Genomic DNA, 25,774 nt, shown 5'->3' with positions numbered 1-25,774 from the left:
CTTTTTTCATCTTTAATCTTTAAGATTTGACAATACGTATAATTTCATGCTGACCTGTTTTTTGTAACTTTATCCCTATATGAACTTCGGTATATTCTTTGCTATTAATATAGAGCATATTTTTAGGTCCCCATTTTACTTTAATGCAATAAACGGCATCATAAAACTTCATTGTTGCTTCATATTTTGGCCAAATAGAGGGTAAATGTGGCTGCAAAAACAATAGGTCTCCCTGACGCTGTATTCCAAGAATAGCTTGTGTTGCGGCGCGATAAAACCAACCGGCTGAACCTGTATACCAAGTCCAACCGCCTTGACCACATCGTGGTTCAACAGCATAAATATCTGCGACCATTACATAAGGTTCAACACGATAAATTTCAGGATCTTGTCCATGGGTAATTGGGTTTATCATAGAAAATAAAGCATAAGCTTTATCGTTTTGTTCCATTTCAGCCAACGCAAAAATACTCCAAATGGCACCATGCGTGTATTGACCACCATTTTCTCGAATTCCTGGAGGATAACCTTTTATATAACCAGGCTCGAGCGTACTTTTATCAAAAGGCGGCCAAAAAAGGCGAATGAGTCCGCCTTTTTTATCATAGAGATGTTCCAACATTGATGTCATTGCTTGTTTTTGACGTTCAGGCGATGCCATTTGAGAAATGACAGCCCAAGATTGAGCAATGGTATCAATTTGACATTCATCATTGATTTTAGAGCCAAGAGGTGTTCCATCATCAAAATAACCACGTCGATACCAAGCACCATCCCAACCATTTTTCTCTAGGGATTTTGTTAAATGTTCAAGGTACGTACTCCATATTTGCATATGGCTATTGTCACCACGTTTTTTGGCTAAAGAGATAAATGCTTGTAATGTGTACCCAAGAAACCATCCTAACCAAATGCTTTCGCCTTTTCCTTCCACACCGACCAAATTCATGCCATCATTCCAATCCCCACCTAAAATAAGAGGGAGACCATGTGGTCCGCAGCGTTTAATGGCAAGGTCTAAAGCTAAAACACAATGTTCATAAACTGTTGCAACCTTTGGGGATTGGGTGGGTTGAAAATAAGCATCCTGTTGCCCACTTTTGAGAACATCCCCTTCAATAAAAGGAATGAGCGTATCAAGAAAAGCGTCATCACCAGTGGTAGTGACATAAAGAGCTGTTGCATATGCAAGCCAAACGATATCATCAGAAATGTATGTACGAACACCAGCATTTGTGTCAGGCAACCACCAATGTTGCACATCACCTTCAAGAAATTGGTGCGCTGCTGCATTTAACAATTGTTCACGTGCTAATTGTGGTTCCAGCAATAACAAAGACAAGCTATCTTGTAACTGGTCACGAAAACCAAATGCACCACTCGCTTGGTAAAAGCCTGCGCGTGCCATGATGCGGCATGCGTAGATTTGATAAGGAAGCCAATGGTTGACCATAAGATTAAAAGAAGCATCAGGTGTTTTGACTTGGAAAGGAGAAACAAAATCACTCCATTGCTGTTTTTGTTTTGTGAGCTGAATTTCAAAATCACTTGCACGTACTTGATTGAGTAATTTTTCAGCTTCTTGCCTATTTTCAGCACTGCCAAGATAGAAGATGATTTCTTTTGTTTGCCCTGGTTGAAGATCAATATCATAGGCGAATGCTGAACAAGGATCACATCCTGCTTCAATGGTATTTGAAAGAGCAGCGGCTTTACGGATCGCATTTGGACGTGTTACGGTTCCCGTTGCACCAATAAATTCAGCGCGATTGGTCGTCGTGCTGGTTGGCATTTCGGATGCTGATAAAAATGTAACTTGTTGAGATTTCTCGATGTGATAGGGATTTTGAATAAAATGTGCACCCCATCTTGTCTCATAAGAGGAAACAATAAAGGGGGCATATTTTGTACGGACATTTCCCAAAACCCATTCAACATAATTATAAAGGCGTAAACTGCGTGGTTTTTTCCCTTCATTCGTAAGGATAAGACGTGAAAAGCGAATAGGTTTTTCGGGATCAAGTGTATGAGTCAGTTCTAATGCGATTTCTGAATGTGTTGATTTAAAAGTTGAGAATCCAAACCCATGACACGCCTCATAGACAATATTTTCGTCACATTCAACAGTAGAAACGGGTGAGAAACGTTTTAAAGACTGGCGATCAACCAGATAAAGAGCTTCTCCTGGTCGGTTAGACGTTGGATCATTCGCCCAAGGAGTTAGTTGATAATCGCGGCTATTGTTAGCCCAAGTAAAAATTGCACCTTCAGCAGAGACATGAAAACCAAATCTGTGATTAGCAATGACATTAATCCACGGATGCGGTGTAGTGGTACGTCCATGAAGACGTATTACATAATGATTGTGCTGATTAAAACCACCGTAACCATTCCAATATCTTAGATCTTCTCCATTTGGGAGAAAAGAGGATGGTTTTTGTTGGCTAATAAGACCAATGGAAGAAAAAAGATTTTGTTCAGTTTGTGTTGTAAATTGCTGTCCTTCGTTATATCTTGGCAAGTCTAATTGATCATAAGGTTCTTGATAATTTTTACGAACTGTGAGATTAAAATCATTCTCATCAAGTCGTTTAAGTTGTTCAGATAAAGAGCCATTTTGGGCATCAAGAACGATACGCGCTGATGCAAGAAGCGTTTTAAAACTCTGTTCACTCATTTGATCGCGTCGAAGCATGAAAATATGTTGGCGTTCATCTGCTTTTTGCGTGTGGTGATAATAAGATTCACAGACCCACTCAAGAGCGCGTTGTGTACTTTGTATATAAGAAAATGTTTGTTCATTAAGAATGACCAAATCAACAATGAGTCCACGCATACGCCAATATTCATGTGCTTTAAGGAGCTCGCGCAGTACAGTTATATTTCCCTCGTTATTTAATCTAAGAAGACAGAGTGGATTGTCTCCTGAGATAGACATGGGCCAAAGATTAGACTGTTTTCCTAGCGTTTTTGCTAATATTTCAGAAGGAAGACGCCACGTTCTTTCTGGATAAATAAGTGGTGTTGCATATTTTTGATAGACAATAGCGTCTTTAAGCTGGGTTCCGCTCTGATACAGTGCGACTTGTGAGCGCGTCCATGCCATTGAAAGTTCTTTTTGAAACATATCAGGTTGTCGATAATGTTTAATATGATTATTTAGCGCTTCTTTTGTATGAGCAGCAAAAGTCCAAAAAATAAGTTCTGCTTTTTCATGGGCTGGAATTTTTATACGGCATCGCAATGACATAACAGGGTCAAGAACACAACCTTGACTGTTACTGAAACGAGCATTTTGGTCAAATGCAGCAGGACGATGAATGGATCGCCCCCGACCAATAAACAGAGAGCGATCTGTTTCAGCTTCTGTCTCTTGGAGAATATCTGTTGTACTAGAAACAAAATGGGTAACATAGATTTCAGGATCACTAGGCGAGCGTTTGCGCCTTTTGGCAAAAATTGTTTTACCTTCTTCAGTAATTTCTGTCTCTATAAACATACGGGAAAAAACAGGATGAACTTGGTCTGTATCCATCGTGGCAAGCGCTAATTCACCATAAGAAGTCACTTCAATGAGTCGGTCTTTATTTGTCGTATTCATCAGTTGAATACGTCTCCCTTCGCCACATCCTTCAGATGTAATAAGACATTCAAGTGTTGATTTAATACCATCAACCATTTTTGTATATTCAGCCTTTTCATCTGTAAAAATGCTGACAGCGTCTTCTTCAATAACACGTGTTGGCTCACCAGTAACAGACCACCACCGTCCACTATGCGTATCACGTAAGAAGAATAAAGTACCTTGTTGATCTTCTGTTGCATCAGGAATAAAGCGCGTAATCGCATAATCGTGCCAACGGCTGTAACCAGAACCGTTCGCTGTTAACATGGTAGAATAAAAGCCATTAGACAAAAGTAAAGTTGCTCGTGGTTTGAGTAACGGGTTTGTAATAATGCGCAAAGGGGCTGCGTCAAATGCTTGAGACTTATTGCGCATACGATTAACAGCTTTGGTATGAATAATAGGAATGAGATGAGGCGCTCTTTCCTGTAAGAGCAATTGTGTTGCTTCAATAACGGGATCACGGTGAAAACGATCACGCATTCGCCCTTGAAAAATAACATTGTTAAGAGCAAGAATAGACATGCCATGATGATGCGCATAATAATTGCGTACAATGGCGTATTTTTCCCCTGTTTTCACGCGTGTTGGAGTAAAATCAACAGAGTCATAATAACCATATGTTCCTAAAGCTCCAAGATCACGGAGTCGTTTTAAATTAGCGACAGCGCAAGCAGGAACATATTGTGCCGCTAGAAGGCTGGCATAGGGAGCAATGACAGCATTGCGTGAAAGACCACGTTGGAGTCCGAGGTTTGGAACACCAAAATGAGCGTATTGGTAATTCATTAAATGATCGCGAGCATTAAATGCGGCTTCTGAAATACCCCATGGCAATTCCCGTTTATGGGCATATTGTATTTGACAACGAATAATCAATCGATTTGTTTGATCTAGGAGAGACCCTAAAGGTTCATGCATTACGAGAGATGGCATAAGATATTCGAACATTGATCCAGACCATGATAGGAGTGCACTTTTCCCACCTATGGGTACGAGAAGTCGACCAAGACGAAACCAATGTTTAAGTTTTATATCTCCTTTTGCGATGGCAAAAAAGCTTGCAAGACGTGCTTCTGAAGCAAGTAGGTCATAACAATTTTCATCGAGTTTGTTTTCTTGAACACGATATCCTATGGATAAGAGATGCCGTTTAGGCTGTTCTAAAAAGTCAAATTTCATATCAAAGGCTATTTGCCGTGCCATTATAGCCAGCCTGTTTAGTTTTTTACGTAATTTTTCAGTATCACAATGAGCAGTCGCATCATGATGATAAGCGTTACAGGTGTCGATAAGGCATTTAGCCCAAGAAAGCGCACGAGCAGATTCTATCGTTTGAATTTTGTGGTCAAGTTCACCGACTAAGTGCACAATATCGTGGGCTGCAAGTGAAAGATCTATGATGTGAGAAGGGACCGTATTTTCTTGTTCTAAAAAAGTGAAGACAGAATCATGAAAACGAGTGATGTTTTCTTCGATTTTTTGGCGTAAAGAGCGTAAACTGGGTTGATGATCTGGAATTTCTCTGACAGTTTCTTCAAGAATAGCAAGAACATCCGATAAGCCTTCTCGATCACTTTGAAAAAAAACATGAGGTTTTTCAGCCCATTCACTTAAGGCTGAAGAGAGTGTTACCAAATGACCGGCAAGATTTCCTGAATCAACGGTTGATACATAAGTAGGTAAAAGAGGCCTGAGTGTATCCGTTTCATACCAATTATAGAGATGACCACGAAACTTTTCCATTTTTGTAAGAGAGCGTAATGTACATTCAATACGGGTGATGGTCTCTTCAAAACCAATCCAGCCAAAATCACGTGCTGCAATAATAGAAAGGAGATAAACCCCAATATTCGTAGGCGATGTACGTTGAGCAACAAGAGGTTCAGGATCTTCTTGAAAATTATCGGGAGGCAAATAGTTGTTTTGTGCATTGACAAAGGTTGCATAATAAAGCCATGTCCGACGTGCAATAGAACGGAGTTTTTTTTCATCTTTTGAAGAAAGATCAAGGCTATCTTGAAAGGTTGAAGGTTGACTCACAATCCAAGCAATGAAGGGTGAAAAAAACCATGCTATCCCAAAAGGCAAAGCAACCAAGCTTGCAAAACTATCAGAAAAAAGAGGGAGTGCTATAGTAAGAATACCAATAAGCGATGCTGGTGCCATTGTAAAAACATAGAAACGCAAACTATTGGGTATTGATTTTGTTGCGGCAGAAGTTTTCCATTCAAGAAGATGCTGTTTTGAAATCGTCATACGATAGAGTGTACGAATAATCGCATCGGTCATAAAATACGCCGAATGAGCAAGAAACGTCGTTTTAAGAAATATATCAGCGCTTGTAAGAGCAATTTTGTTCCAAATTAATTGAAAATGTCCACGCAAAGAATGATCTATATTGGATGAGACAAGCGTTTTTAATACACATAGAATGGGTGAAATGAAGGAGCTAAACAACAAGAATAGTTGCCAGACGATTGCACTCTTTAAAGACAAAAAAGCCCATCCTGCAAATGCTGCGATTAACCACATAAGTGGCGTGAGAGAACGACGTAAATTATCCTGCATTTTCCAACGCGTCACGGAACTTATTTGACGGTGGGGAAAAAGATAAGGCAAAAGCTGCCAATCACCGCGGACCCAACGATGATAACGCATAACATCAATATTGTAAGCGGTTGGATAGTCTTCAATGACTTCTATGCTACTTACCAGAGCAGTACGAGCATAACCTCCCTCTAAGAGATCATGGCTAAGAATAGTATTTTCTTTAATTTTGCCATCAAGCGCTTGTTCAAATGCATCAATATTATAAAGACCTTTACCGATAAAGGTGCCTTCTCCTAAAAGATCTTGATAAGTATCAGAAACAGCAAAAACATAAGGATCAATGCCACGGTTTATAGAAAAAACCCGTTGGAGAATTGATGTTTTTTTTCCTGTTGTAAGAGAAGGAATAATGCGTGGTTGTAAAATGCTATAGCCCTTTACAACCTTTCCACTTTGTGGATCAAAAACGGGATAATTGAGTGGATGGTTAAGCTTTCCAACAAGTTTCGCGACGCTCTCTGGAGTAAGACGTGTATCACAATCCAGCGTCATAACAAAACGGCAATCCATGGGAAGATGTGGATTGGGAGGATAAAAGCTTGTATTTTTATCGCCTCTTAAGAGCCGATTAAGTTCATGAAGTTTTCCTCGCTTTCGTTCCCATCCCATCCAACATTTTTCGCTTGTATTATAAAGGCGTCGGCGATGTAAAAGGAAGAAAAGCGGAAGTTCATCACGATGATAACGACTATTGAGTTTATCAATACTCTTTTGCGCATAGTGCAATAAATCAAGATCATCTTGCGTTTCTCTCAATGGAGCATCCACCCAATCTGTAATGAGTGCAAAATGAATGGCACCTTTAGGATTGGAAAGATAGTGCACTTCAAGATTGCGCACTTGTTCATCAATGTCAGCGCGTGATGTCATCAAAGTAGGTACAACAACCATTGTCCGTGCATGTTTTGGAATACCTTCTTTATATTCATAACCAATGAGTTGTTTTGATGGGACAAACCACGAAACAACAGTGTTAAATAAAGCAAAAGCAGCATCGATAGCAGGAAAAAGCGCCAATCCAGTAAAGCAAAAAGACATCCATTGTGTCATGCCAGATAGCTGTAAAAGGGCGTAAATTACCAGCAAAAGAGCAAGCGTCAGAAGAGAGACAGGAACGGCGATGACTCTCAATTTTGAGCAACAGGAAGCGCGTGTCCATTTTATGAGAAAGGGCGGAATATACCCACAAGCCTTTTCAAATATGCCACGACCATCATCAACAAGGTACCACCCCACACAAGAATGATGAGGCATATCTTTAGAAGTGGAATTTGCCATTTCTACAACTTTATGTGCAACTTCCAGTTCACTAAGAGGCGAAAAGCGAGAAACTTTTTCAATGACTTGTCGATAAATATTGCGTGAGTGAGCATCAATTTCAGAAAAATCACTATTTTTACGCAAAATAGAATCGACACAACTCACTGTTTCAAACCATGCTGTCCAATCAACATCATCTATAGCTTTAAGAGAACAGATAATATTTCCCATGGTCACACCATCTGCTGCTTGTCGGGTATGTTCATCAGCTGTTGCAATCTCTAAGCTACTGCCTTGGCTTTTCAATTGCTTTTCAAGCCAAGTTAATGCTACGGTTGAATCGACAGATGCACTGCGCAGGCGATAGAATAAATGTGCTGAAAAAGTTGGATCAACAGTAAATGGTTTATACTGCGTAAAAAGAGAGTGTAGATTTGTTTTATTTTCTAAAAGAGAAATTTTATCAGCTACTTGACTAGCAAGATGGCGCATATGTCGCGCTTTTTCGATACGTACTGAAAGACGACGGCCATTTTCAATGAGCAGCATTTGCATAACTGAAGGAAGAGCCCACAATTCACCAATTGTGAGCGCACAAACTTCTTGAAATCCGTTGGTCATAGCCATGAGTGTTTCTTGTGAAAAGCTGCTATCGGTATGCGCAATATAAAGCCAAGTTAAAGCAAAAATTCGTGGTATTCCGGCTTTGTGTGTAGAAAGAGGAAGTTGCTTTATGAAGGACTTGGGTAGATTACGACGTAGCTTTTGTATGGTTTTATCAATGGTGTAATGATTATCAATGAGCCATTGAGCAGATGGTGCGATGGTTTCATCATTTCGAGCAGCAAAATCACTGGTATGAAAGGCATGAAGAATAAGTTTAGCATTTTCATTCAATCTCTTGCGAAAATCTCCTACTCCTTCATATTCAGGGAGTAAAATTTCTTTACCAGAAGCTATATCATGCCCTAAGTTATAAAGATCTTCCTGTACCTTATAAATTGCACGAAGAGGAAAATCCGTATTAATAAAATGATCTTTTTTCTCTTTTTGAGAAAAAAAGCACTTTATGAAAGGTATTATGCACGTCATAGTGTCCCATTGTTATTCAATTACATTGTTTTTTATTTAAATTTTAAGCATTTTATCTGAATAGTGAACCGTTGTTAGACAAAAAACAAACTTTTTGTTTTTATTTGCAAGCATTTATAATTTTTGTTTCAATAATTTAAAAATAAGCAGACAATTTTTTTTATAAAATAAAAAGGTCACTCCTAATGAGTGACCTTAATAATAAAACCAACTTTAATGATTGATGATTAATCTTGTTCTTGTTTTTTCAAAGCTGCACCCAGAATATCACCAAGAGAAGCACCTGAATCTGTAGAACCATATTGTGCAACAGCTTCTTTTTCCTCTGCAATTTCTAAAGCTTTAATCGATACTGAAATTTTACGTGTTTTTTTATCAAATGCTGTGATGCGAGCATCAACCTTTTGCCCAATTGCGAAACGCTCAGGACGTTGCTCATCACGATCACGCGCAAGATCAGCACGCCGAATGGTTGTCTCAAGGTTGTGGTCAATCAATTTCACACCAATGTCATTGTCGTTAACAGCAATCACTTCGCATGTTACAACTGCACCTTTTCGCAATTCGCCAGAAGCAGCTGCTTCTCCAACTTTATCGCTGGAAAGCTGCTTAATTCCAAGAGAAATGCGCTCTTTTTCAATGTCAACATCAAGGACCACAGCCTTAACGATATCGCCTTTATTATAAGTATCAATAACTTGTTCACCAGGACGGTTCCAATCAAGATCAGACAAATGAACCATACCGTCAACATCGCCTTCAAGCCCAATAAACAGACCAAATTCTGTTTTATTTTTAACCTCTCCTTCAATTTGCGAATTGACAGGAAATTTATTGGCAAAAGCTTCCCATGGATTTTCAAATGTTTGTTTTAAGCCAAGAGAAATACGCCGTTTAGAAGGATCAATCTCAAGAACAACCACTTCTACTTCTTGTGATGTAGACAGAATTTTTCCAGGATGAACATTTTTCTTTGTCCAGCTCATTTCAGAAACATGGATCAGCCCTTCGATTCCTGGTTCAATTTCAACAAAACCACCGTAATCAGTAATGTTGGTAACAGCACCCGTAATTTTTTTACCAATCGGATACCGGACACTGATGCTTTCCCAAGGATCACTTTCAAGCTGTTTCATTCCAAGAGAAATACGGTGCGTATCTTGATTAATGCGAATAATCTGCACTTTAATCGTTTGGCCAATTGTGAGCACTTCAGATGGGTGATTAACACGCCGCCATGCCATATCTGTAACGTGCAAGAGACCATCAATCCCACCAAGATCAACAAAGGCACCATAATCTGTAATATTTTTCACCACACCTTCAACGATTTGATTTTCTTCAAGATTTTGTACGATTTCTGAACGTTGCTCAGCGCGACTTTCTTCTAAAACAGTGCGGCGTGAGACCACAATATTGCCACGACGACGATCCATCTTCAAAATTTCAAAGGACTGTGAATTATGCATGAGGGGTGAAACATCACGAATGGGACGAATATCAACTTGGCTGCGAGGCAAGAAAGCAACGGCACCATCAAGATCAACTGTAAAACCACCTTTTACTTGGCTAAAGATCACTCCATCAACGCGTGCACCAGCATTGAATTTTTCCTCCAAACGGACCCAACTTTCTTCGCGCCGTGCTTTTTCACGCGATAAAACAGCTTCACCCATCGCATTTTCAATGCGTTCAATGTAAACCTCAACTTCATCGCCAACTTGCAAAGAACCATCTTTTGCTTTAGCTCCAAATTCTTTGAGAGGAATACGTCCTTCGACTTTAAGACCAGCATCAATAATGGCCATGTCTTTTTCGATTGCAATAACACGACCTTTAACAACAGATCCTTCATTAAGATCATTAGTTTGAAAAGATTCTGTTAAAAGGGCTTCAAAATCCGCTGTTGTGGGATTGTATTGTGACATAAGAACTCCTAATATATACCTTGTATTATAAGGTATGAGCGCTAGGTTAGTGTTAACATGAGTAACTCCCTAGCCTTTTCCTTGAATAAAGGAAAAAAGTTAGCGCTAGGCTGGAAGTTACCTTAACGAATTTATCCAATTATATGCATTTTTATGATTGGATCAACAAAACTGCATGCAATTTCAAATGTTGCTTCTATACTCAATTCTGACGTATCAAGCAAGTGGGCGTTTTTTGCTGGTTTTAGTGGACTTTGTTTGCGCGTTATATCGCGACTGTCGCGCTGTTCAAGTTGAGCTAGGATTTCATGATAATTTGCTTGAACACCTTTTTTTAAAATCTCTTGGTAGCGGCGTTTGGCGCGTGTTTGAACATTGGCTAGAATATAAAACTTGATATCGGCATCAGGACAAACAATCGTTCCGATATCACGCCCATCAAGCACACAGCCGGGCAAAACTTTAGCAAAGTTGCGTTGTTTTTCGACAAGAATTTTGCGTACAGCAGGGTTAATTGCTATTTTTGAAGCCGCTTCACCAAGTTCATGAGAAGAAAGAAGAGAAGGATTTAAGGTATTAAAATCAAGTTCTTTAGCATAAATAATAGCATTTTTTTCATCATTAAGAGCTAAATTTTGTTGTAAAAGCGTATGAGCAACACTACGATAAGTAAGACCAGTATCGAGATGACGAAGGCGATAATGTGCAGCAATTTTGCGTGCTAAGGTTCCTTTGCCTGAGGCAGCAGGTCCATCAATGGCGATAACAAAAGGCTTCAAGCGATTTTTCCCCCAAGTTGTTTTATAAAAGGAATAAATTCTGGAAAGCTCGTAGCGATCATTCGTTTATCATCAATGGTAACAGGTTTTTCTGACACAAGCCCAAAAATGAGAAAACACATAGCAATTCGATGATCAAGATGTGTGGCAACATACCCACCCCCCAAACCTTTGGCAGAACCTTTTCCATAAACAATAAGAAAATCTTGACCTTCTTCACAGTCTACGCAATTAATTTTTAATCCTTGAGCAACAGCAGACAATCGATCCGATTCTTTTACACGCAATTCTTCAATTCCTAGCATAACTGTTTTGCCTTCTGCAAAGGCAGCTGCTACTGCCAAAGCAGGATATTCATCTATCATCGATGGAGCACGTTCTTTGGGCACCGTAACGCCTCTAAGGACCGATGATTTTATCCGTAGATCAGCAACATCCTCTCCACCTGTTTGACGTCGGTTCAAAAATTCAATTTGAGCACCCATTTCCCACAATGTTTCGATAAGTCCTATTCGAGAGTTATTTATCAAAACATTTTCAATGGTGATATCAGAGTCTTCTATAAGAAGGGCTGCGATAATTGGAAAAGCAGCAGAAGAAGGATCCCCCGGAATATGAATCGTTTGTCCAGTAAGATGGGGTTGACCATTAAGATGAATCAAACGCGCACCTTCGTTATCTTTTTCTATTTCAAGTTGCGCACCGAATGCTTTTAACATTTTTTCCGTATGATCTCGTGTCAGAACTGGTTCAATAACAGTTGTAGTGCCGGCGGTATTGAGTCCAGCAAGCAGGATTGCTGATTTAATTTGGGAGGAAGCTATTGGAACACGGTAACGAATCGGATTAGCCATTTTCGGACCATAAAGCGTTAAAGGAAGGTGATCGTCGCGCGTTGCCTCAATTTCAACCCCCATGAGACGCAGTGGATCAAGGATACGTCCCATTGGACGTTTAGAGAGAGAAGCATCACCAATAAAGGTTGTTTTCATATGATACGGACCAACCATTCCCATAACCAAACGAGCACCTGTTCCAGCGTTTCCAAAGTCTAAAGGTTTTTGTGCAGCTAAAAGGCAACCATTCCCTGTTCCTCGTATGATCCAAAAGTCTTCTTTTTTAATAATACAGGCACCCATAGCTTGCATAGCAGCAGCTGTATTGAGTACATCAGCGCTTTCAAGTAATCCATGAATATATGTCTCACCACTTGCTAATCCTCCCAATATAAGAGAGCGATGAGAGATTGATTTATCTCCTGGTATTTGAATTTTTCCAGAGAGACTACTCGATTTATAGGTGGTTATAGGGATTGCTTTTTGCATGGAAATTCTATTTAATTCTATCTAACTTTTATGAAATTGTGCATCCTTTAGCACATGCTTTAAAAGACGTCATGAAAAAATCACTGTGGAACAGTGTATTTATCTTTGACAAAGGTATTATTTTTCGATTAAGCACCATAAAATTTATCTTTTAATGGAATAATAGTTAATCAAAGAGGCACGGTTTATGGCAAAACAAGAACTTGGAACTAAACGTGTTGATCCAGAAACAGGAAAAAAATTTTACGATCTAAATCGCGATCCTATTGTGTCGCCCTATACAGGGATTTCTTATCCGCGTTCTTACTTTGAAGTTGCAGCAGCGGAAGCAAATAATGAAGAAGAAGTTGATACTGAAGAGCTTGATACAGCACTTGAAAAATCTGCTTTTATGCTTCTTGAAGATGATGATGTGGATTCTAAAGATGACGATCTTCCTGATTTAGAAGATAGTGATGTAGATCTTGGTGATGATGATGATACATTTTTGTCTCATGATGGTGACGATGAAGATGATGACGTTACTGATATTCTCGGAGGCGGTGTTTCTAATGATGACGATGCTTAAAAGAAGTAAAAGAGGACATCTTTTCTATTGAATGTAAATTCTTCTTGATCTTCAATTTTGATCGTTCTAGAAAAGCTGGAATTGTATACTGTCTTTTTGGGACAATTTGTTTTTATAGGGGCTATAGCTCAGCTGGGAGAGCGCTTGCATGGCATGCAAGAGGTCAGCGGTTCGATCCCGCTTAGCTCCACCAAAAAGACCAACTGTTCTATCAAGGGAATCAATTATAATAAAAGATGTGTGCATCAATTTAAAAGGTTTATGTGCTATTTAATTATCATTCCAATAGCGCCTGTTCCTTGCATCTTAATGATATTATAATACATTTTTAATCATTTGTTGGATTATAAAATTTACTGTCGCAACCGTGAAAGTAGATAATTTTTTATGCTTTGCACAGAAATAGAAAATGAGCTGTTTAACCTGCGCCTTGTCTTAAAGGACAAAATTTGAATTTCCTTTACCACAATATTTCCACAAATATCATAATATGTTGGTTACCGGTATCTTTTTTAAAGATATGAAGTACTTAAACAAAGAGTAGAGAATAAAATATTAAAATATACTTCTCAATTATTGCGAATCAGAACTTTTTTCGAGTATTTTTAGCCTGATCAGATGTTCTGCCAATTAAAAATTATCCACCTTGAGTAGCGTATACCTGCTCAATACTAAGGTATATTAACACTTAAATAATATATTGAATCAATTAATTTTTTTCCCTGCACGTCATAAACAAGGTCGAGGTGTAAGAGCAAAGTGGTGCTATCATTATATGTGCTAATTCCCAATGTTACGGATAATTCTTACATTTGAGAATGTATGTTCATAAAAAAACATTTTTAGTCTTTTCTTTCACAGTTTTTATCCACATACCCATTGTGCTTGTTATGTGCAAGCCAATGGTTTTATTGATTCAACCTCAAGAGATCTGAAACGATAAAACCCTACGCCATTCGAGATTCTTACTTTAATATGAATAACGATATATTATCTTTATAAATCAATATCTTAAACCATTTAAGAAAAAGAATAAAAATGCTTCTCATAAATATTCTCAAATGCAAAAGCTATCACAACATTGGAGACTGACTTGTTACTTCATAGGCGTTACAAATCTTTCTCTGAATATTCCCTACCCTGAATATTCATTGTGTATAAAGTTGCATATACCTTATCATCCTATAAACAGGAGTATTTTTACAATACAATAAGATAACTTCTTTCAATTAAGATGAACTGGATGGACGACTATGTTTTATTTCATACAATACTAAATACACTTAGTTTTTTTGAAGACTGTAGCGCCCTCTTTATACAAAACAACGTTTTTTCGTTTAATGCATTTCTCGTTTTTTTATATTGAATATTTTACCCTTTTTATGATGCCCGAATTGCATTTGTTTTAATTGCTATTTTATACGCTTAACAAAGAAAATATTCATATAATAATCAGCCAGTAATACGCATAATGAAAATAAAAAATGATATTATATTTTAAAATTTTTCTTCAATAACCTCTAGTACTTAGCCCAATGCGAAATGCCAACACTAAATAGAAAATGGTTTCTATTATAAATTTTTTTAACAAAGGAAGTAAAAATGTCGAGAGTATCTTCAAATATATTGTGTATTGCAAAAACTTTCTGTTGCTTGAGTTTATTCTAAAAAATAACAATTTATTTCATTGAACGATCGGAAAACGACACTATTTTATCATATCATGCGGAATTTTGCTTTCGAATAATTTTATCCCATCAATTCCCTGATTGAGATTTTCAAAAATCTTCCCTAATGCCATCCACATCTTTTTAATTGCTGTTCATAGAGCCTCGATATCCTTGCCATGCGCTGTGCTGTCTGTGAAAGCGCAGCACTGACATGCCCACCACTACGTGCATAAGCACCATGCCCCATATGATAATTTAAATAAAGGCTATATGCATCATCAAACCTCACCCCATTGCGTTGAACACTTTGGCTATGATACCAAGCAACAAAATCAGCAGCATCTGCGAAATTCGTACGCCATGCAAAAGACTTTCCTGTAGAGCGAAGATACATTGCCCATGTACTATCAAGCGCTTGAGCATAACCATAAGCTGTCGACCGACGCTTCCATGGGATAAAACCAAGTAGTTTTTTGCGTGGAGGGCGTGCATTGTGACGAAAGCTCGATTCCATCTTAATGGTTGCAAGAATAATAGGCATAGGAATTCCATAGCGCATTTCCGCTCTTTGAGACACCTTACCCCAATTGTCAAAAAAACCATTTTTTTGTGCTAAAATAGCACAAGCATTATTTGTGTGGATGGGAGTGGTTGTTGCGCATCCCTCTAGCAAAAACACCAGTGCCCCTAAAAACAAAAGGTGTCGCATATTCCTATTCCTCTCGTTTAAGAAATAAAACAAGATAGAGATACTAAAAAATGATTACCAATCAATAAAGAACATGATCTAACTTGTAATATCTAAGAAGCTTGCTTTGCTTTATTCCTCATCAGCAAAACGCAATGTTTGCGACTGAGCCAATGTTGTCATTTTTGTTGGTTCAGAGTAATTTTCTTTTAATTCGACAGTTTCAATGCGATTTGCCCGTTTCATGATTTTGGAGGACGATATCAAAATTCCCTCTATATCTTCACCTGCTTTATGAAAGTGCTTCTGTAGTGCGCGAACACGCGTATCCATTCGTCCAAAATCTTCCATCAATTTTGCTACTTCTGATTGAATTAAATGCGCTTGTTCACGCATACGCGCATCTTTCATAATGGTTTGTACCACTTGGACAGAGAGCATCAACAAAGATGGTGAAACAATAATCACATGGGCTCTATTGGATTTTTGTACCAATGCCTCAAAGTCCTCATAAATTGTTGCGAAAATCGATTCAGATGGCACAAAAAGGAAAGCAGTGTCATGGGTTTCTCCAGGAATCAAATATTTTTGTGCAATATCACGAATATGAACTTCCATATCGGTACGAAATTGGCGTTCTGCCTCTTGACGCTCTTGCGCTGATTCTGCCTTACGCATAGCATTCCAAGCTTCCAGAGGAAATTTAGCATCAACAACAAGAGAAGGAGCTTTATTGGGCATATGAATGAGACAATCTGGGCGCTTTCCATTGGAAAGAACAGCCTGAAAAGCATAAGCGTTTGTTGGTAAGGCATCGGCAATAATTGCTTCCATCCGCCCTTGACCGAAAGTACCACGCGTCTGCTTATTGCTTAAAATGGACTGCAACTGAACAACTTGTCCCGTAAGCGATTGAATATTATTTTGTGCTGCATCAATCACTGCTAAACGCTCTTGCAAACGATTCAAATTTTCATAAGTGGATTTGGTCTGTACCTGAAGTGTTTGGCCTAAGCTTGTTGTCATCCCATTGAGTTGCTCACTGAGTGATTTATTCAATTCAGCCTGCCGTTGACCAAAAATTTCCGCCATCGTTTGCATTCGTCCTTGCATTTCAGCTTGTGTTTTCAGCAAGGTAGCCATCTGCATTTGTGCCTCACGTGCGCGTTCAGCAATTTCATTTTCCAAAAATGCTTTTTTTCGATGAGAATGTATCAACATAAAAAATGCCAAACAGACAAGTATAAATAAAAGCAAAAGCATTAGTTTAGAAAAAAAATCACCAGCGAGTATGGAAAAAAACGAATCAAACATAAATTGTAATATAACGCTCTTATTGTAAAAAAACGCAAGAATCCGTTATTCAATATTGACCAATAACAAACCATTGATTAATCTCTACTTATGCCAATGAGATCTTTAGTTACTTTACCTGATCCGATTTTACGGGAAGTGTCCAAACCTGTTGAGCAGGTCGATTCAGCTCTCCAAAAACTTGCGGATGACATGTTGGAAACCATGTATAATGCTAAAGGCGTTGGTCTTGCTGCTATTCAAATTGGTATACCGCTACGTATGTTGGTTATAGATGTCTCTGGAAATTCTGAAGATGAGCAGAAAAAACCACTTGTTATTATCAACCCTGAAATTTTATGGCTTTCAGATGAGCGTAATATTTACAAAGAAGGTTGTCTTTCTATTCCTGATTATTTTGCAGAGGTTGAACGTCCTAAACGCCTTCGTGTTCGCTATCAGAACCGTGAAGGAAAACAAACAGAAATTGAAGCAGACGATCTCTTAGCAACTTGCTTGCAGCATGAAATTGATCATTTAGATGGGCGCCTTTTTATTGATTACATTTCAAAGATCAAACGCGATATGGTGATACGAAAATTTAAAAAACGCGCAAAAGAAAAAAACATGCAGGAAGCAGTTTTGTAATGGCTTTACGATTAAGTTTTATGGGAACACCAGATTTTTCTGTTCCTATTTTACATGCTTTATTGGATGCAGGTCATGATGTTGTTGCTGTTTATAGTCAACCCCCTCGTCCAGCAGGACGTCGAGGACTTAAATTAATCCCCTCCGCTGTTCACACCGTAGCAAAAGAAAAATCCATTCCTGTCTTCACGCCTCAAACACTCAAAACAATCGAACAACAGGAGCAATTTGCAGCACTTTCTGTTGATGCTGCTATTGTGGTGGCTTATGGACTCCTTTTACCCAAAGCTATTCTCGAAACGCCACGTTTTGGTTGTTTTAATGCCCACGCTTCACTCTTACCACGTTGGCGTGGTGCTGCGCCTATTCAACGAGCAATTATGGCTGGTGATAAAGAAACAGGTATCATGATCATGAAAATGGATGAAGGACTTGATACGGGGCCTATCGCTCTTTCTCGCTCCATCCCCATTACTGATAACACCACCACTGCTGAGCTTTCAAACAGACTTTCACATATTGGCGCAGAACTTATGGTAGAGACTTTATCCACTCTTGAAAAAGGACAACTTAAACTGACCCCACAATCAGAAGAAGGCATCACCTATGCCGCCAAAATTAGAAAAGAAGAGACCCGCATTGATTGGACAAAACCTGCAGAGTTTATTCATAGGCATATTCGCGCGCTCTCTCCCTCTCCTAGTTGCTGGTGCAATATGAATATCGGTGGACGAGAAGAACGTGTAAAAATTCTTGATAGTCGTTTAACAACAGGTCCTTCTCTTGAAATTGGACGGATAGAACCAGATTCTTTGATTATCCATTGTGGGCAAGGACGTATAGAAATAACCTCTCTCCAAAGATCTGGCGGTAAAATTCTTGAGTGCGCAACCTTTTTGCGAGGTGCTCATATTTCTGCTGTTTTTTAAGATGCCACGTTTTAAACTCACTCTTGAATATGATGGTTCAAATTATGCTGGTTGGCAGCGTCAAGCAAAACTTCACACGATACAAGGAGCTCTTGAACAAGCAATTTTTTGCTTTAGTGGACAACAATTGACCATAACAACAGCAGGAAGAACCGATGCGGGCGTACATGCTACGGGACAAGTTGCGCATGTTGATTTTGAAAAAAACTGGCTCTCCCATACTGTGCGTGACGCGCTCAATGCTCTTTTACGTAAACAGGGAGAGGCGATTTCAATCTTAAATGTAGAAAATGTCCCTGATGACTTTGATGCACGATTTTCCGCTGTAAAACGCCATTATCTTTTTAAAATACTTAATCGTCGCTCTCCACCAGCTTTAAATGCCAAACGCGTGTGGTGGATACCAAAACCTCTTCATGCTGAAGCCATGCATGAAGCTGCGCAAAAGCTTGTAGGACAACATGATTTTACAACTTTCCGTTCAGCACATTGCCAAGCCAAAAGCCCTATTCGCACCCTTGAACGTCTCGATATTCAAAGAGAAGGTGAAGAAATTTTCCTTTATGCACAAGCTCGTTCTTTTCTTCATCATCAAATCCGTTCATTCGCAGGAAGCCTCATGGAAGTGGGTATTGGACGTTGGACAGCTCAAGATCTCGAAACAGCTCTTCATGCTAAAGATCGTAAACGTTGTGGTGTTGTTGCCCCCCCCTCAGGACTTTATTTAACCAAAGTAGAGTATTAATTATCCTTCAAGAGTGAGCATCTCAAAAGTCGTTAAGGCAGTTTATAAAAAGAACGAATTTCTTCAAAAGCTTCTGCTGCTGTATTAACAAATTTCACAAAATTAATATCAGTAGGAGAAATTGTACCTTGTGCAGACAGATACTCAAAATTGACAGTATTGCTCCAAAATTCTTTGCCAAACAATAAAATTGGTACCTGTTTCATACGCCCCGTCTGTACTAAAGTTAGCGTCTCAAACAGTTCATCCAGAGTTCCAAATCCGCCAGGGAAAATGGCTAGGGCTTTCGCTCGTACTAAAAAATGCATTTTGCGCATCCCCAAATAGTGGAAATTAAAACACAAATGCGGTGACACATACGAATTAGGCTCCTGCTCATGTGGTAAAATAATATTCAAGCCAATCGTTGGGGCACCAACATCACAAGCACCACGATTTCCCGCCTCCATGATTCCTGGTCCGCCCCCTGTAATAACTACAAATTCACGATATTGTGTCGTAGCAGAATAGAGTGAGCACAAACGTGCAAACTCTCTTGCTTCATCGTAATAATGTGACATAGCACGCAAATTTTTCTTTTGTATTTCATTCTTTGCAGCCCACGCTGCTTGCCCAGGTTCAGGAATACGCGCACCACCAAACAAAACAACTGTTGATTGAATATTATATTCTTTAAGGGTTATTTCCGGCTTTAAAAATTCAAGACTAATACGTTGTGAGCGCAACTCTGGACGCATCATAAACTCTTGATCGATATAGGCTAAACGATAAGTAGACGAACGCACCTGTACTGAATTAGAGACTTTATGGATTTGTTGTAGCGTATCCTTCGCATGGAGAAGTGGTGTCCAGTTTTCTTGCTCCCTTTTTCTTTTTTCTTTACAGCCTTTTTTCATGCACCTGTCCTACTTCCTCATCGTTTTATTGACTGAACACATTTCTTCGCGTAGTTCATAGAGAATAAATCTTGAAGCTTTCAACTTGTTTAACGGAACTCTCGTCATGACCCATATCACACAACTTGAAATTATTATCGAACAAGCTTTTGACGATCGCGATTCTATCGATACTACCACAAAAGGCGAAATACGTGAGAGTGTTGAACATGCATTGAACCTTCTTGATAAAGGTGAAATCCGTGTTGCAGAACGACAAAAAAATGGACAATGGCATGTTCATCAATGGTTGAAAAAAGCGGTTTTACTCTCTTTTCGGCTTAATCCTATGCAAATTATTACTGGTGGAATCAATGGGACACATTGGTGGGATAAAGTTCCTTCAAAATTCTCTGGTTGGCAAGAGGCAGATTTTAAAAGTGCTGATTTCCGTTCCGTTCCTGGAGCCATTGTACGTCATTCTGCTTACATTGCACCCAATGTTATATTGATGCCATCCTTTGTCAATCTTGGTGCTTTTATCGATGAGGGCACAATGGTTGATACATGGACCACCGTTGGTTCTTGTGCACAAATTGGTAAACATGTCCATCTTTCTGGCGGTGTTGGTATTGGAGGTGTTTTAGAACCACTGCAAGCAAATCCAACAATCATTGAAGATCATTGCTTTATCGGTGCTCGCTCTGAAATTGTTGAAGGCTGTATTATCCGTGAAGGTGCTGTTTTGGGAATGGGAGTCTTTATTGGAAAATCAACAAAGATTATTGATCGTACAACAGGTGAAATTTTTATTGGTGAAGTACCAGCCTATTCAGTGGTTGTACCAGGTTCTCTCCCTGGAAAACCTTTACCAAATGGTGAAGCAGGCCCAAACCTTTATTGTGCTGTTATTGTAAAACGCGTTGATCAAAAAACACGAGAAAAAACATCCATTAATGATCTTTTACGTTCTTAGACAACAAGATTAATGCATAATAATATTTCCTCGTTTTTTAACTTGAATAATAACCTCGAATACAAGGATTCTCTCATTTCAAATCCTTTCATAGTGAATCAATCACTATCATTTCCTTGCACGTTACAAACACAGTTGGTATGTGGGTAAGAAACACTTTAAGAAAAGAGTGAAATACCTTTAATGAATTCTCTCAAGTGATAAGGACTGTCATAATATTTTGAGCTGAAAAAGAGTATGATGGGTGCGCTTTGCACCTTTCTGACGCGTAAAAGCGGTAATGCCAAATGGACTTTATATCATTCACAGTGTATTTTACGTTATATTTTTCACAGCCCCCGTTGTGAAATGGAGTTTGATGTATTGAGTGATGATTTACGAAAACGAGCACGCCAATATGCAACATAAATGTATTTTGTTTAAAGCATTCTGTTTTACGTGAGAAAGTGACACCATTATGCAATACACAAGAACATGAAGCACGACGCAATTCTATTTAAAAGTGTTCTTTAAACACCTGAACCAATCGACAAAAGCAAAAGCGCAATCAATGAGAGAAAATACCCCTTTTTTCATTATTTGTTCATTTTGAGCGCTTGAATAAATGCCGATTGTGGAATTTCTACTTTTCCAAATTGGCGCATCCGCTTTTTGCCTTCTTTTTGCTTTTCCAAAAGTTTGCGCTTACGCGTAACATCACCCCCGTAACATTTCGCTGTTACATCTTTACGCAAAGCACGAATCGTTTCGCGCGCTATAACTTTACCACCAATAGCCGCTTGAACTGGAATCTGAAACATATGCTGAGGAATAAGATCTTTCAGTTTTTCGCACATTGAACGCCCACGCTTTTCTGCAATCGTGCGGTGAACAAGCATCGATAATGCATCAATAGGCTCTCCATTCACCAAAATAGACATTTTAACTAAATCACCTTCTGCATAATCTGTCATTTGATAATCAAAAGAAGCATAACCCTTTGAGATTGATTTTAGCCGGTCATAAAAATCAAAAACAACTTCATTCAGTGGTAAATCATACGTTACCATAGCACGGGTTCCAACATAGGATAACCCAACCTGTACCCCGCGCCGCTCTTGGCATAGCTCTAAAATTGACCCAAGATAATTATCAGGAGTCATGATTGTCGCCCGAATCCACGGTTCTTCTATGGAAGAAATTTTAACCACATCAGGCATATCCGCTGGATTGTGCAACTCTTTAACAGAACCATCATTCATATTCATGCGATAAACAACCGAAGGTGCTGTCGCGATTAAATCCAAATTAAACTCACGCTCTAATCGCTCTTGAATAATTTCAAGATGCAGAAGTCCCAAAAAGCCACAGCGAAAACCAAACCCCAAAGCCGCAGATGTTTCCATTTCAAAAGAAAAACTCGCATCATTTAAGCGTAATTTGCCCATGGCTGCACGCAAATCATCAAAATCGGCAGCATCAATTGGAAAAAGTCCACAAAAGACAACCGGTTGCGCAGGCTTAAAACCAGGTAAAGCATTTTCACAAGGACGGCGCTCTTCAGTAATCGTATCCCCAACCCGTGTATCTGCTACCTCTTTGATAGAAGCAGTGATAAAACCAATCTCGCCCGGTCCTAATTCATCAACCTGTACCATTTTAGGTGTAAACACCCCAACGCGCTCAACTGGATATTTTGCTCCTGTACCCATCATACGAATGGTTTGGCCTTTTTTTAAAATACCATCTATCACCCGTACCAAAACAATGACACCAAGATATGCATCATACCAGCTATCAACCAACATTGCTTTCAAGGGATTTGCAACATCGCCTGTATGTGGAGGTGGTAATTGTGCAACAATTGCCTCCAGAACATCAGGAACACCCAAACCTGTTTTTGCTGATATTTCTACTGCTTGAGATGTATCAATGCCTATTACATCTTCAATTTGTTCTTTAACACGCTCAGGTTCTGCTGCTGGAAGATCAACTTTATTGAGAACAACAACCAACTCATGGGAATTATCAATGGCTTGATAAACATTTGCTAACGTCTGCGCCTCTACGCCTTGGCTTGCATCCACCACCAACAGAGAACCTTCACAAGCTGCCAATGAACGCGAAACCTCATAAGCAAAATCCACATGACCAGGTGTATCCATAAGATTTAAAATATAGGTTTCACCATTCTTTGCCTTATAGTGTAAACGTACCGTTTGTGCTTTAATAGTAATTCCACGTTCACGCTCAATATCCATGGAATCGAGTACTTGTTCTTTCATCTCACGTGTATCAAGCCCACCTGTTATTTGAATCAAACGATCAGCTAAAGTTGATTTGCCGTGATCAATATGCGCCACGATGGAAAAATTACGAATATAATTACGATCTATTGTCATATAAGGCGATTTAGCAAAGAATAATACAAAACGCAAAGACCAATTATGTTCCGGCTTCTATCAAAAGAATATAAACCTAAAAAGCTTCTCAAAACACAACTTTTTATAGCCTAAAAAATGAGGCTTTATTTGCTAAATTAAATCCAAGGCTGCTAAAATGATCCTTTCGCATCTTATTTGATAACTCATATGCTGTAGTAAGCTAGCACCATCACACACTTTGCCAATCTCCAATATTGCGACGATCCTTTACACTTGAAAAAGTTTATAAGAGATATGCCTTTCTTGTACAGTCTTTACCCACATGCCCCCACCCACTTGTGACGTGTAAGCAAGTGATTTGGATTGATTTAACATGAAAATGATTTGACGTGAGAAAATTTTACGGTATTCAGGGTTCTAATTCAATGTGAATAATGATATATTATAATTATAAATCAATGTATTATCATATTTATATGATGGGCGTGTATATCATTTAGGCTTGCAATAAATTCGCAAGAAATGCTTTTTTATTTGTACGCAATAATCTTCTTTTTTAGCAATCTTATATAAGATAACATGAATATCGAGGGAGTTTCTTCTTAATTTTTAAAACTTTAGAAATAGGCTTTATTGAGCAAAGTTTTTATGTCCTTTTTATACAACTCCTCCCTTCCTTCATTAAATATAAAACACACAAATCCTCTTCGATTCATTGGATAACGCATTGATTTATAATGATCGTTTATTGTTTTGCAATTTAAATTAAAGCTCTGAATATCGCGAGCTTCTCTCATTTTAAATCTTCTCATAATGAATCAATAAATTTTTTGCTCCCCCATTATAAAACAGAGCTAGTGTATGGATAAAAACGTTTAAGAAATGAGTAAAAATACCTCTCTCTTTCAAATGCCAAAAGCTATCGTAATATTGAGAACAGATAAAGAAAATGCTCGTGCCTTTTATTTTAAGTAAAATGATAATGCTCTGTGGTTTTTCTATACTTCATGCAAACCGTCAATGAATATGATGTATATTGAGAAAATTATCTTTAAAAAAACGCTTTAATGTACAACGTTATGGGGATACTTTGGGCGTTCTATTTTGCGTGAGAAGCGTAACTCTATTAAAGGACAAAAGAAACAACGTGCGACAGTGCGTAATTTTCATTATTCAAAAACACTACTGTAGATGTTTTTGAAAGTTGTTAAAGCCGAATTTAAAGATGAGCGTTAATTTTTACCTTTATATCACCTCATGTTTTGGCTCAATGAAGATTGTCTGCCCGGTTTAGAAATTAGACAAACAGATAGAAGTATACTATTTCTCCAATTTGGCATGCAAAAACTGGAATAATTTATAGAACTTCTTAATCATCTTAATATTAAAAAAGCTCCAAAAATGAAAACTCTACAAGCAAAAATCTCATGCAATAAAATCATAATAAAAAAATGTATAGCTAATCAATTTTTTTAATTGCTTTATTTTTTTTACGCCATTGTGAAGGTTGTAATTCAGCCACAATGATCCCAATCAGAATAAGCAAACCGCCCAATAAAGCTAAGGGAGATAAATGTTCTCCAGCCAAACGCCCAACAATACCAGCCCATACCGGTTCACCTGCGTAAATGAGTGTCGCACGCGTAGGGGAAATAGACTTTTGTGCCCAATTCATAGCTAATTGAATGATGGCACTCATTAATGCCAATCCTATACCAATATTAAACCAAACCCACGAAAATTCAGGAATGCTTTCTCCCATCAAAGGCATACAAGCAAATGAAAAAAAACCACTAAAAAATAACTGAATAATGGTTACACGCCGACTATCAACCTTGTTCGCAAAAATTCCGATGAGTATGACTTCTCCAGCAATCGCTAAAGCGCCTAACAAAGTTAAAATTTCGCCTTTTGAAAAATCAAAATTTCCCGGCTTTTGTCCTGAAATAAATACAAGCCCAATAAAAGCGAAAATAATGCCAATCCAACAAGCTAAACGGGGAGGTTTTTTAAAAACAATCCATTGCAAGATTGGAACCATCGGTACATAAAGCGCTGTGATAAAAGCTGACTGACTACTAATAATTGTTTGAAGTCCAGCTGCTTGAAAAGCATAACCAAAAAACATGGCTAAACCTATTGCCATCCCAGCGAAAACTTCATAAACAGTTATACCTTTTATAGAGCGCCAAAAAATTACCCCACATATAAGAGATGCAACAATAAAACGAAATCCAACAAAAAACAGAGGACCACTATAGCGTACCGCAATGTGAATGACTAAAAATGTAACGCCCCACAATATTGTCGCAGTAAATATTGCCAATTCTGGCTTACTTAATAAAGGATATTTAAACTGTTTTAGATTCACCATGAAAAACTTTCTCTTCCAATTTT

At 38.5% G+C, this 25,774-nt stretch carries 14 protein-coding genes and 1 tRNA gene; 6 read left to right on the top strand and 9 right to left on the bottom strand.

Annotated elements, in window-relative coordinates; all coding sequences use genetic code 11:
- Positions 1–19 precede the first annotated feature (19 nt).
- The 4 genes from ACFIL3_RS01785 to aroA all read right to left on the bottom strand — a co-directional run bounded on the left by ACFIL3_RS01785 (position 20) and on the right by aroA (position 12,622).
- Positions 20–8,590, bottom strand: a complete 8,571-nt coding sequence (locus ACFIL3_RS01785) for a GH36-type glycosyl hydrolase domain-containing protein (protein WP_375681789.1) — start codon at positions 8,588–8,590, stop codon at positions 20–22.
- Between the two features lie 227 nt (positions 8,591–8,817).
- Positions 8,818–10,518 (bottom strand): 30S ribosomal protein S1, encoded by a 1,701-nt coding sequence (gene rpsA / locus ACFIL3_RS01780; RefSeq protein ID WP_026500132.1) that lies wholly within the window; start codon positions 10,516–10,518, stop codon positions 8,818–8,820.
- A 131-nt stretch (positions 10,519–10,649) separates the two neighbouring features.
- On the bottom strand, positions 10,650–11,297 hold the full coding sequence (cmk, locus tag ACFIL3_RS01775; RefSeq protein WP_375611402.1) for a (d)CMP kinase: 648 nt from the start codon (positions 11,295–11,297) through the stop codon (positions 10,650–10,652).
- Positions 11,294–12,622 (bottom strand): 3-phosphoshikimate 1-carboxyvinyltransferase, encoded by a 1,329-nt coding sequence (gene aroA, locus ACFIL3_RS01770; protein WP_375611401.1) that lies wholly within the window; start codon positions 12,620–12,622, stop codon positions 11,294–11,296. The genes cmk and aroA overlap by 4 nt, the downstream gene beginning before the upstream one ends.
- Positions 12,623–12,809: 187 nt before the next feature.
- Here aroA and ACFIL3_RS01765 point away from each other — a divergent pair, with 187 nt between their 5' ends.
- Positions 12,810–13,190, top strand: a complete 381-nt coding sequence (locus ACFIL3_RS01765; protein ID WP_375611400.1) for a TIGR02300 family protein — start codon at positions 12,810–12,812, stop codon at positions 13,188–13,190.
- 117 nt (positions 13,191–13,307) lie between these two features.
- Positions 13,308–13,383 (top strand) — tRNA-Ala (locus ACFIL3_RS01760).
- 1,598 nt (positions 13,384–14,981) lie between these two features.
- Here the strand turns inward: ACFIL3_RS01760 and ACFIL3_RS01755 are convergent.
- Positions 14,982–15,569 (bottom strand): hypothetical protein, encoded by a 588-nt coding sequence (locus ACFIL3_RS01755; protein ID WP_375612813.1) that lies wholly within the window; start codon positions 15,567–15,569, stop codon positions 14,982–14,984.
- Between the two features lie 111 nt (positions 15,570–15,680).
- Entirely contained in the window at positions 15,681–16,862 is a 1,182-nt protein-coding gene (locus ACFIL3_RS01750) for a DNA recombination protein RmuC (protein WP_375612812.1), read from the bottom strand.
- A 90-nt stretch (positions 16,863–16,952) separates the two neighbouring features.
- Here ACFIL3_RS01750 and def point away from each other — a divergent pair, with 90 nt between their 5' ends.
- Genes def through truA form a run of 3 tightly spaced genes read left to right on the top strand, consistent with a single transcriptional unit; the run spans position 16,953 to position 19,163 of the window.
- Positions 16,953–17,489 (top strand): peptide deformylase, encoded by a 537-nt coding sequence (gene def / locus ACFIL3_RS01745; protein ID WP_375620854.1) that lies wholly within the window; start codon positions 16,953–16,955, stop codon positions 17,487–17,489.
- On the top strand, positions 17,489–18,418 hold the full coding sequence (gene fmt, locus ACFIL3_RS01740) for a methionyl-tRNA formyltransferase (RefSeq protein WP_375620855.1): 930 nt from the start codon (positions 17,489–17,491) through the stop codon (positions 18,416–18,418). The genes def and fmt overlap by 1 nt, the downstream gene beginning before the upstream one ends.
- Before the next feature lies 1 nt (position 18,419).
- Positions 18,420–19,163 carry a tRNA pseudouridine(38-40) synthase TruA gene (truA, locus tag ACFIL3_RS01735; protein ID WP_375612809.1) on the top strand — a complete coding sequence of 248 codons (744 nt, stop codon included), beginning with the start codon at positions 18,420–18,422 and terminating at the stop codon, positions 19,161–19,163.
- 32 nt (positions 19,164–19,195) lie between these two features.
- On the opposite strand, the gene ACFIL3_RS01730 is transcribed toward truA, so the two are convergent.
- Positions 19,196–20,059 (bottom strand): LOG family protein, encoded by an 864-nt coding sequence (locus tag ACFIL3_RS01730; RefSeq protein WP_375681788.1) that lies wholly within the window; start codon positions 20,057–20,059, stop codon positions 19,196–19,198.
- A gap of 106 nt (positions 20,060–20,165) precedes the next feature.
- Between ACFIL3_RS01730 and dapD the strand changes: the two genes are divergently transcribed.
- Positions 20,166–21,014, top strand: coding sequence for a 2,3,4,5-tetrahydropyridine-2,6-dicarboxylate N-succinyltransferase (gene dapD / locus ACFIL3_RS01725; protein WP_375611393.1), 849 nt, complete (start codon positions 20,166–20,168; stop codon positions 21,012–21,014).
- Between the two features lie 575 nt (positions 21,015–21,589).
- On the opposite strand, the gene lepA is transcribed toward dapD, so the two are convergent.
- Positions 21,590–23,395 (bottom strand): translation elongation factor 4, encoded by a 1,806-nt coding sequence (lepA, locus tag ACFIL3_RS01720; protein ID WP_375611467.1) that lies wholly within the window; start codon positions 23,393–23,395, stop codon positions 21,590–21,592.
- Between the two features lie 1,441 nt (positions 23,396–24,836).
- On the bottom strand, positions 24,837–25,751 hold the full coding sequence (locus ACFIL3_RS01715; protein WP_273790236.1) for a DMT family transporter: 915 nt from the start codon (positions 25,749–25,751) through the stop codon (positions 24,837–24,839).
- Positions 25,752–25,774: the final 23 nt, after the last annotated feature.

This window comes from Bartonella sp. CE47NXGY (assembly GCF_042195415.1).
Classification (GTDB): domain Bacteria; phylum Pseudomonadota; class Alphaproteobacteria; order Rhizobiales; family Rhizobiaceae; genus Bartonella.
Note: the sequence above shows the minus strand (reverse complement) of the source record. Positions and strands in the feature narration are given on the sequence as shown.

What these genes read in the sequence shown, in the direction of transcription:
- def (WP_375620854.1), top strand. Translation starts at nt 16,953, where the DNA reads ATGCCAATGAGATCTTTAGTTACTTTACCTGATCCGATTTTACGGGAA.
- dapD (WP_375611393.1), top strand. Translation starts at nt 20,166, where the DNA reads ATGACCCATATCACACAACTTGAAATTATTATCGAACAAGCTTTTGAC.
- ACFIL3_RS01750 (WP_375612812.1), bottom strand. Translation starts at nt 16,862, where the DNA reads ATGTTTGATTCGTTTTTTTCCATACTCGCTGGTGATTTTTTTTCTAAA.
- ACFIL3_RS01785 (WP_375681789.1), bottom strand. Translation starts at nt 8,590, where the DNA reads ATGACGTGCATAATACCTTTCATAAAGTGCTTTTTTTCTCAAAAAGAG.
- truA (WP_375612809.1), top strand. Translation starts at nt 18,420, where the DNA reads ATGCCACGTTTTAAACTCACTCTTGAATATGATGGTTCAAATTATGCT.
- aroA (WP_375611401.1), bottom strand. Translation starts at nt 12,622, where the DNA reads ATGCAAAAAGCAATCCCTATAACCACCTATAAATCGAGTAGTCTCTCT.
- ACFIL3_RS01730 (WP_375681788.1), bottom strand. Translation starts at nt 20,059, where the DNA reads ATGAAAAAAGGCTGTAAAGAAAAAAGAAAAAGGGAGCAAGAAAACTGG.
- ACFIL3_RS01765 (WP_375611400.1), top strand. Translation starts at nt 12,810, where the DNA reads ATGGCAAAACAAGAACTTGGAACTAAACGTGTTGATCCAGAAACAGGA.
- ACFIL3_RS01715 (WP_273790236.1), bottom strand. Translation starts at nt 25,751, where the DNA reads ATGGTGAATCTAAAACAGTTTAAATATCCTTTATTAAGTAAGCCAGAA.
- ACFIL3_RS01755 (WP_375612813.1), bottom strand. Translation starts at nt 15,569, where the DNA reads ATGCGACACCTTTTGTTTTTAGGGGCACTGGTGTTTTTGCTAGAGGGA.
- lepA (WP_375611467.1), bottom strand. Translation starts at nt 23,395, where the DNA reads ATGACAATAGATCGTAATTATATTCGTAATTTTTCCATCGTGGCGCAT.
- rpsA (WP_026500132.1), bottom strand. Translation starts at nt 10,518, where the DNA reads ATGTCACAATACAATCCCACAACAGCGGATTTTGAAGCCCTTTTAACA.
- fmt (WP_375620855.1), top strand. Translation starts at nt 17,489, where the DNA reads ATGGCTTTACGATTAAGTTTTATGGGAACACCAGATTTTTCTGTTCCT.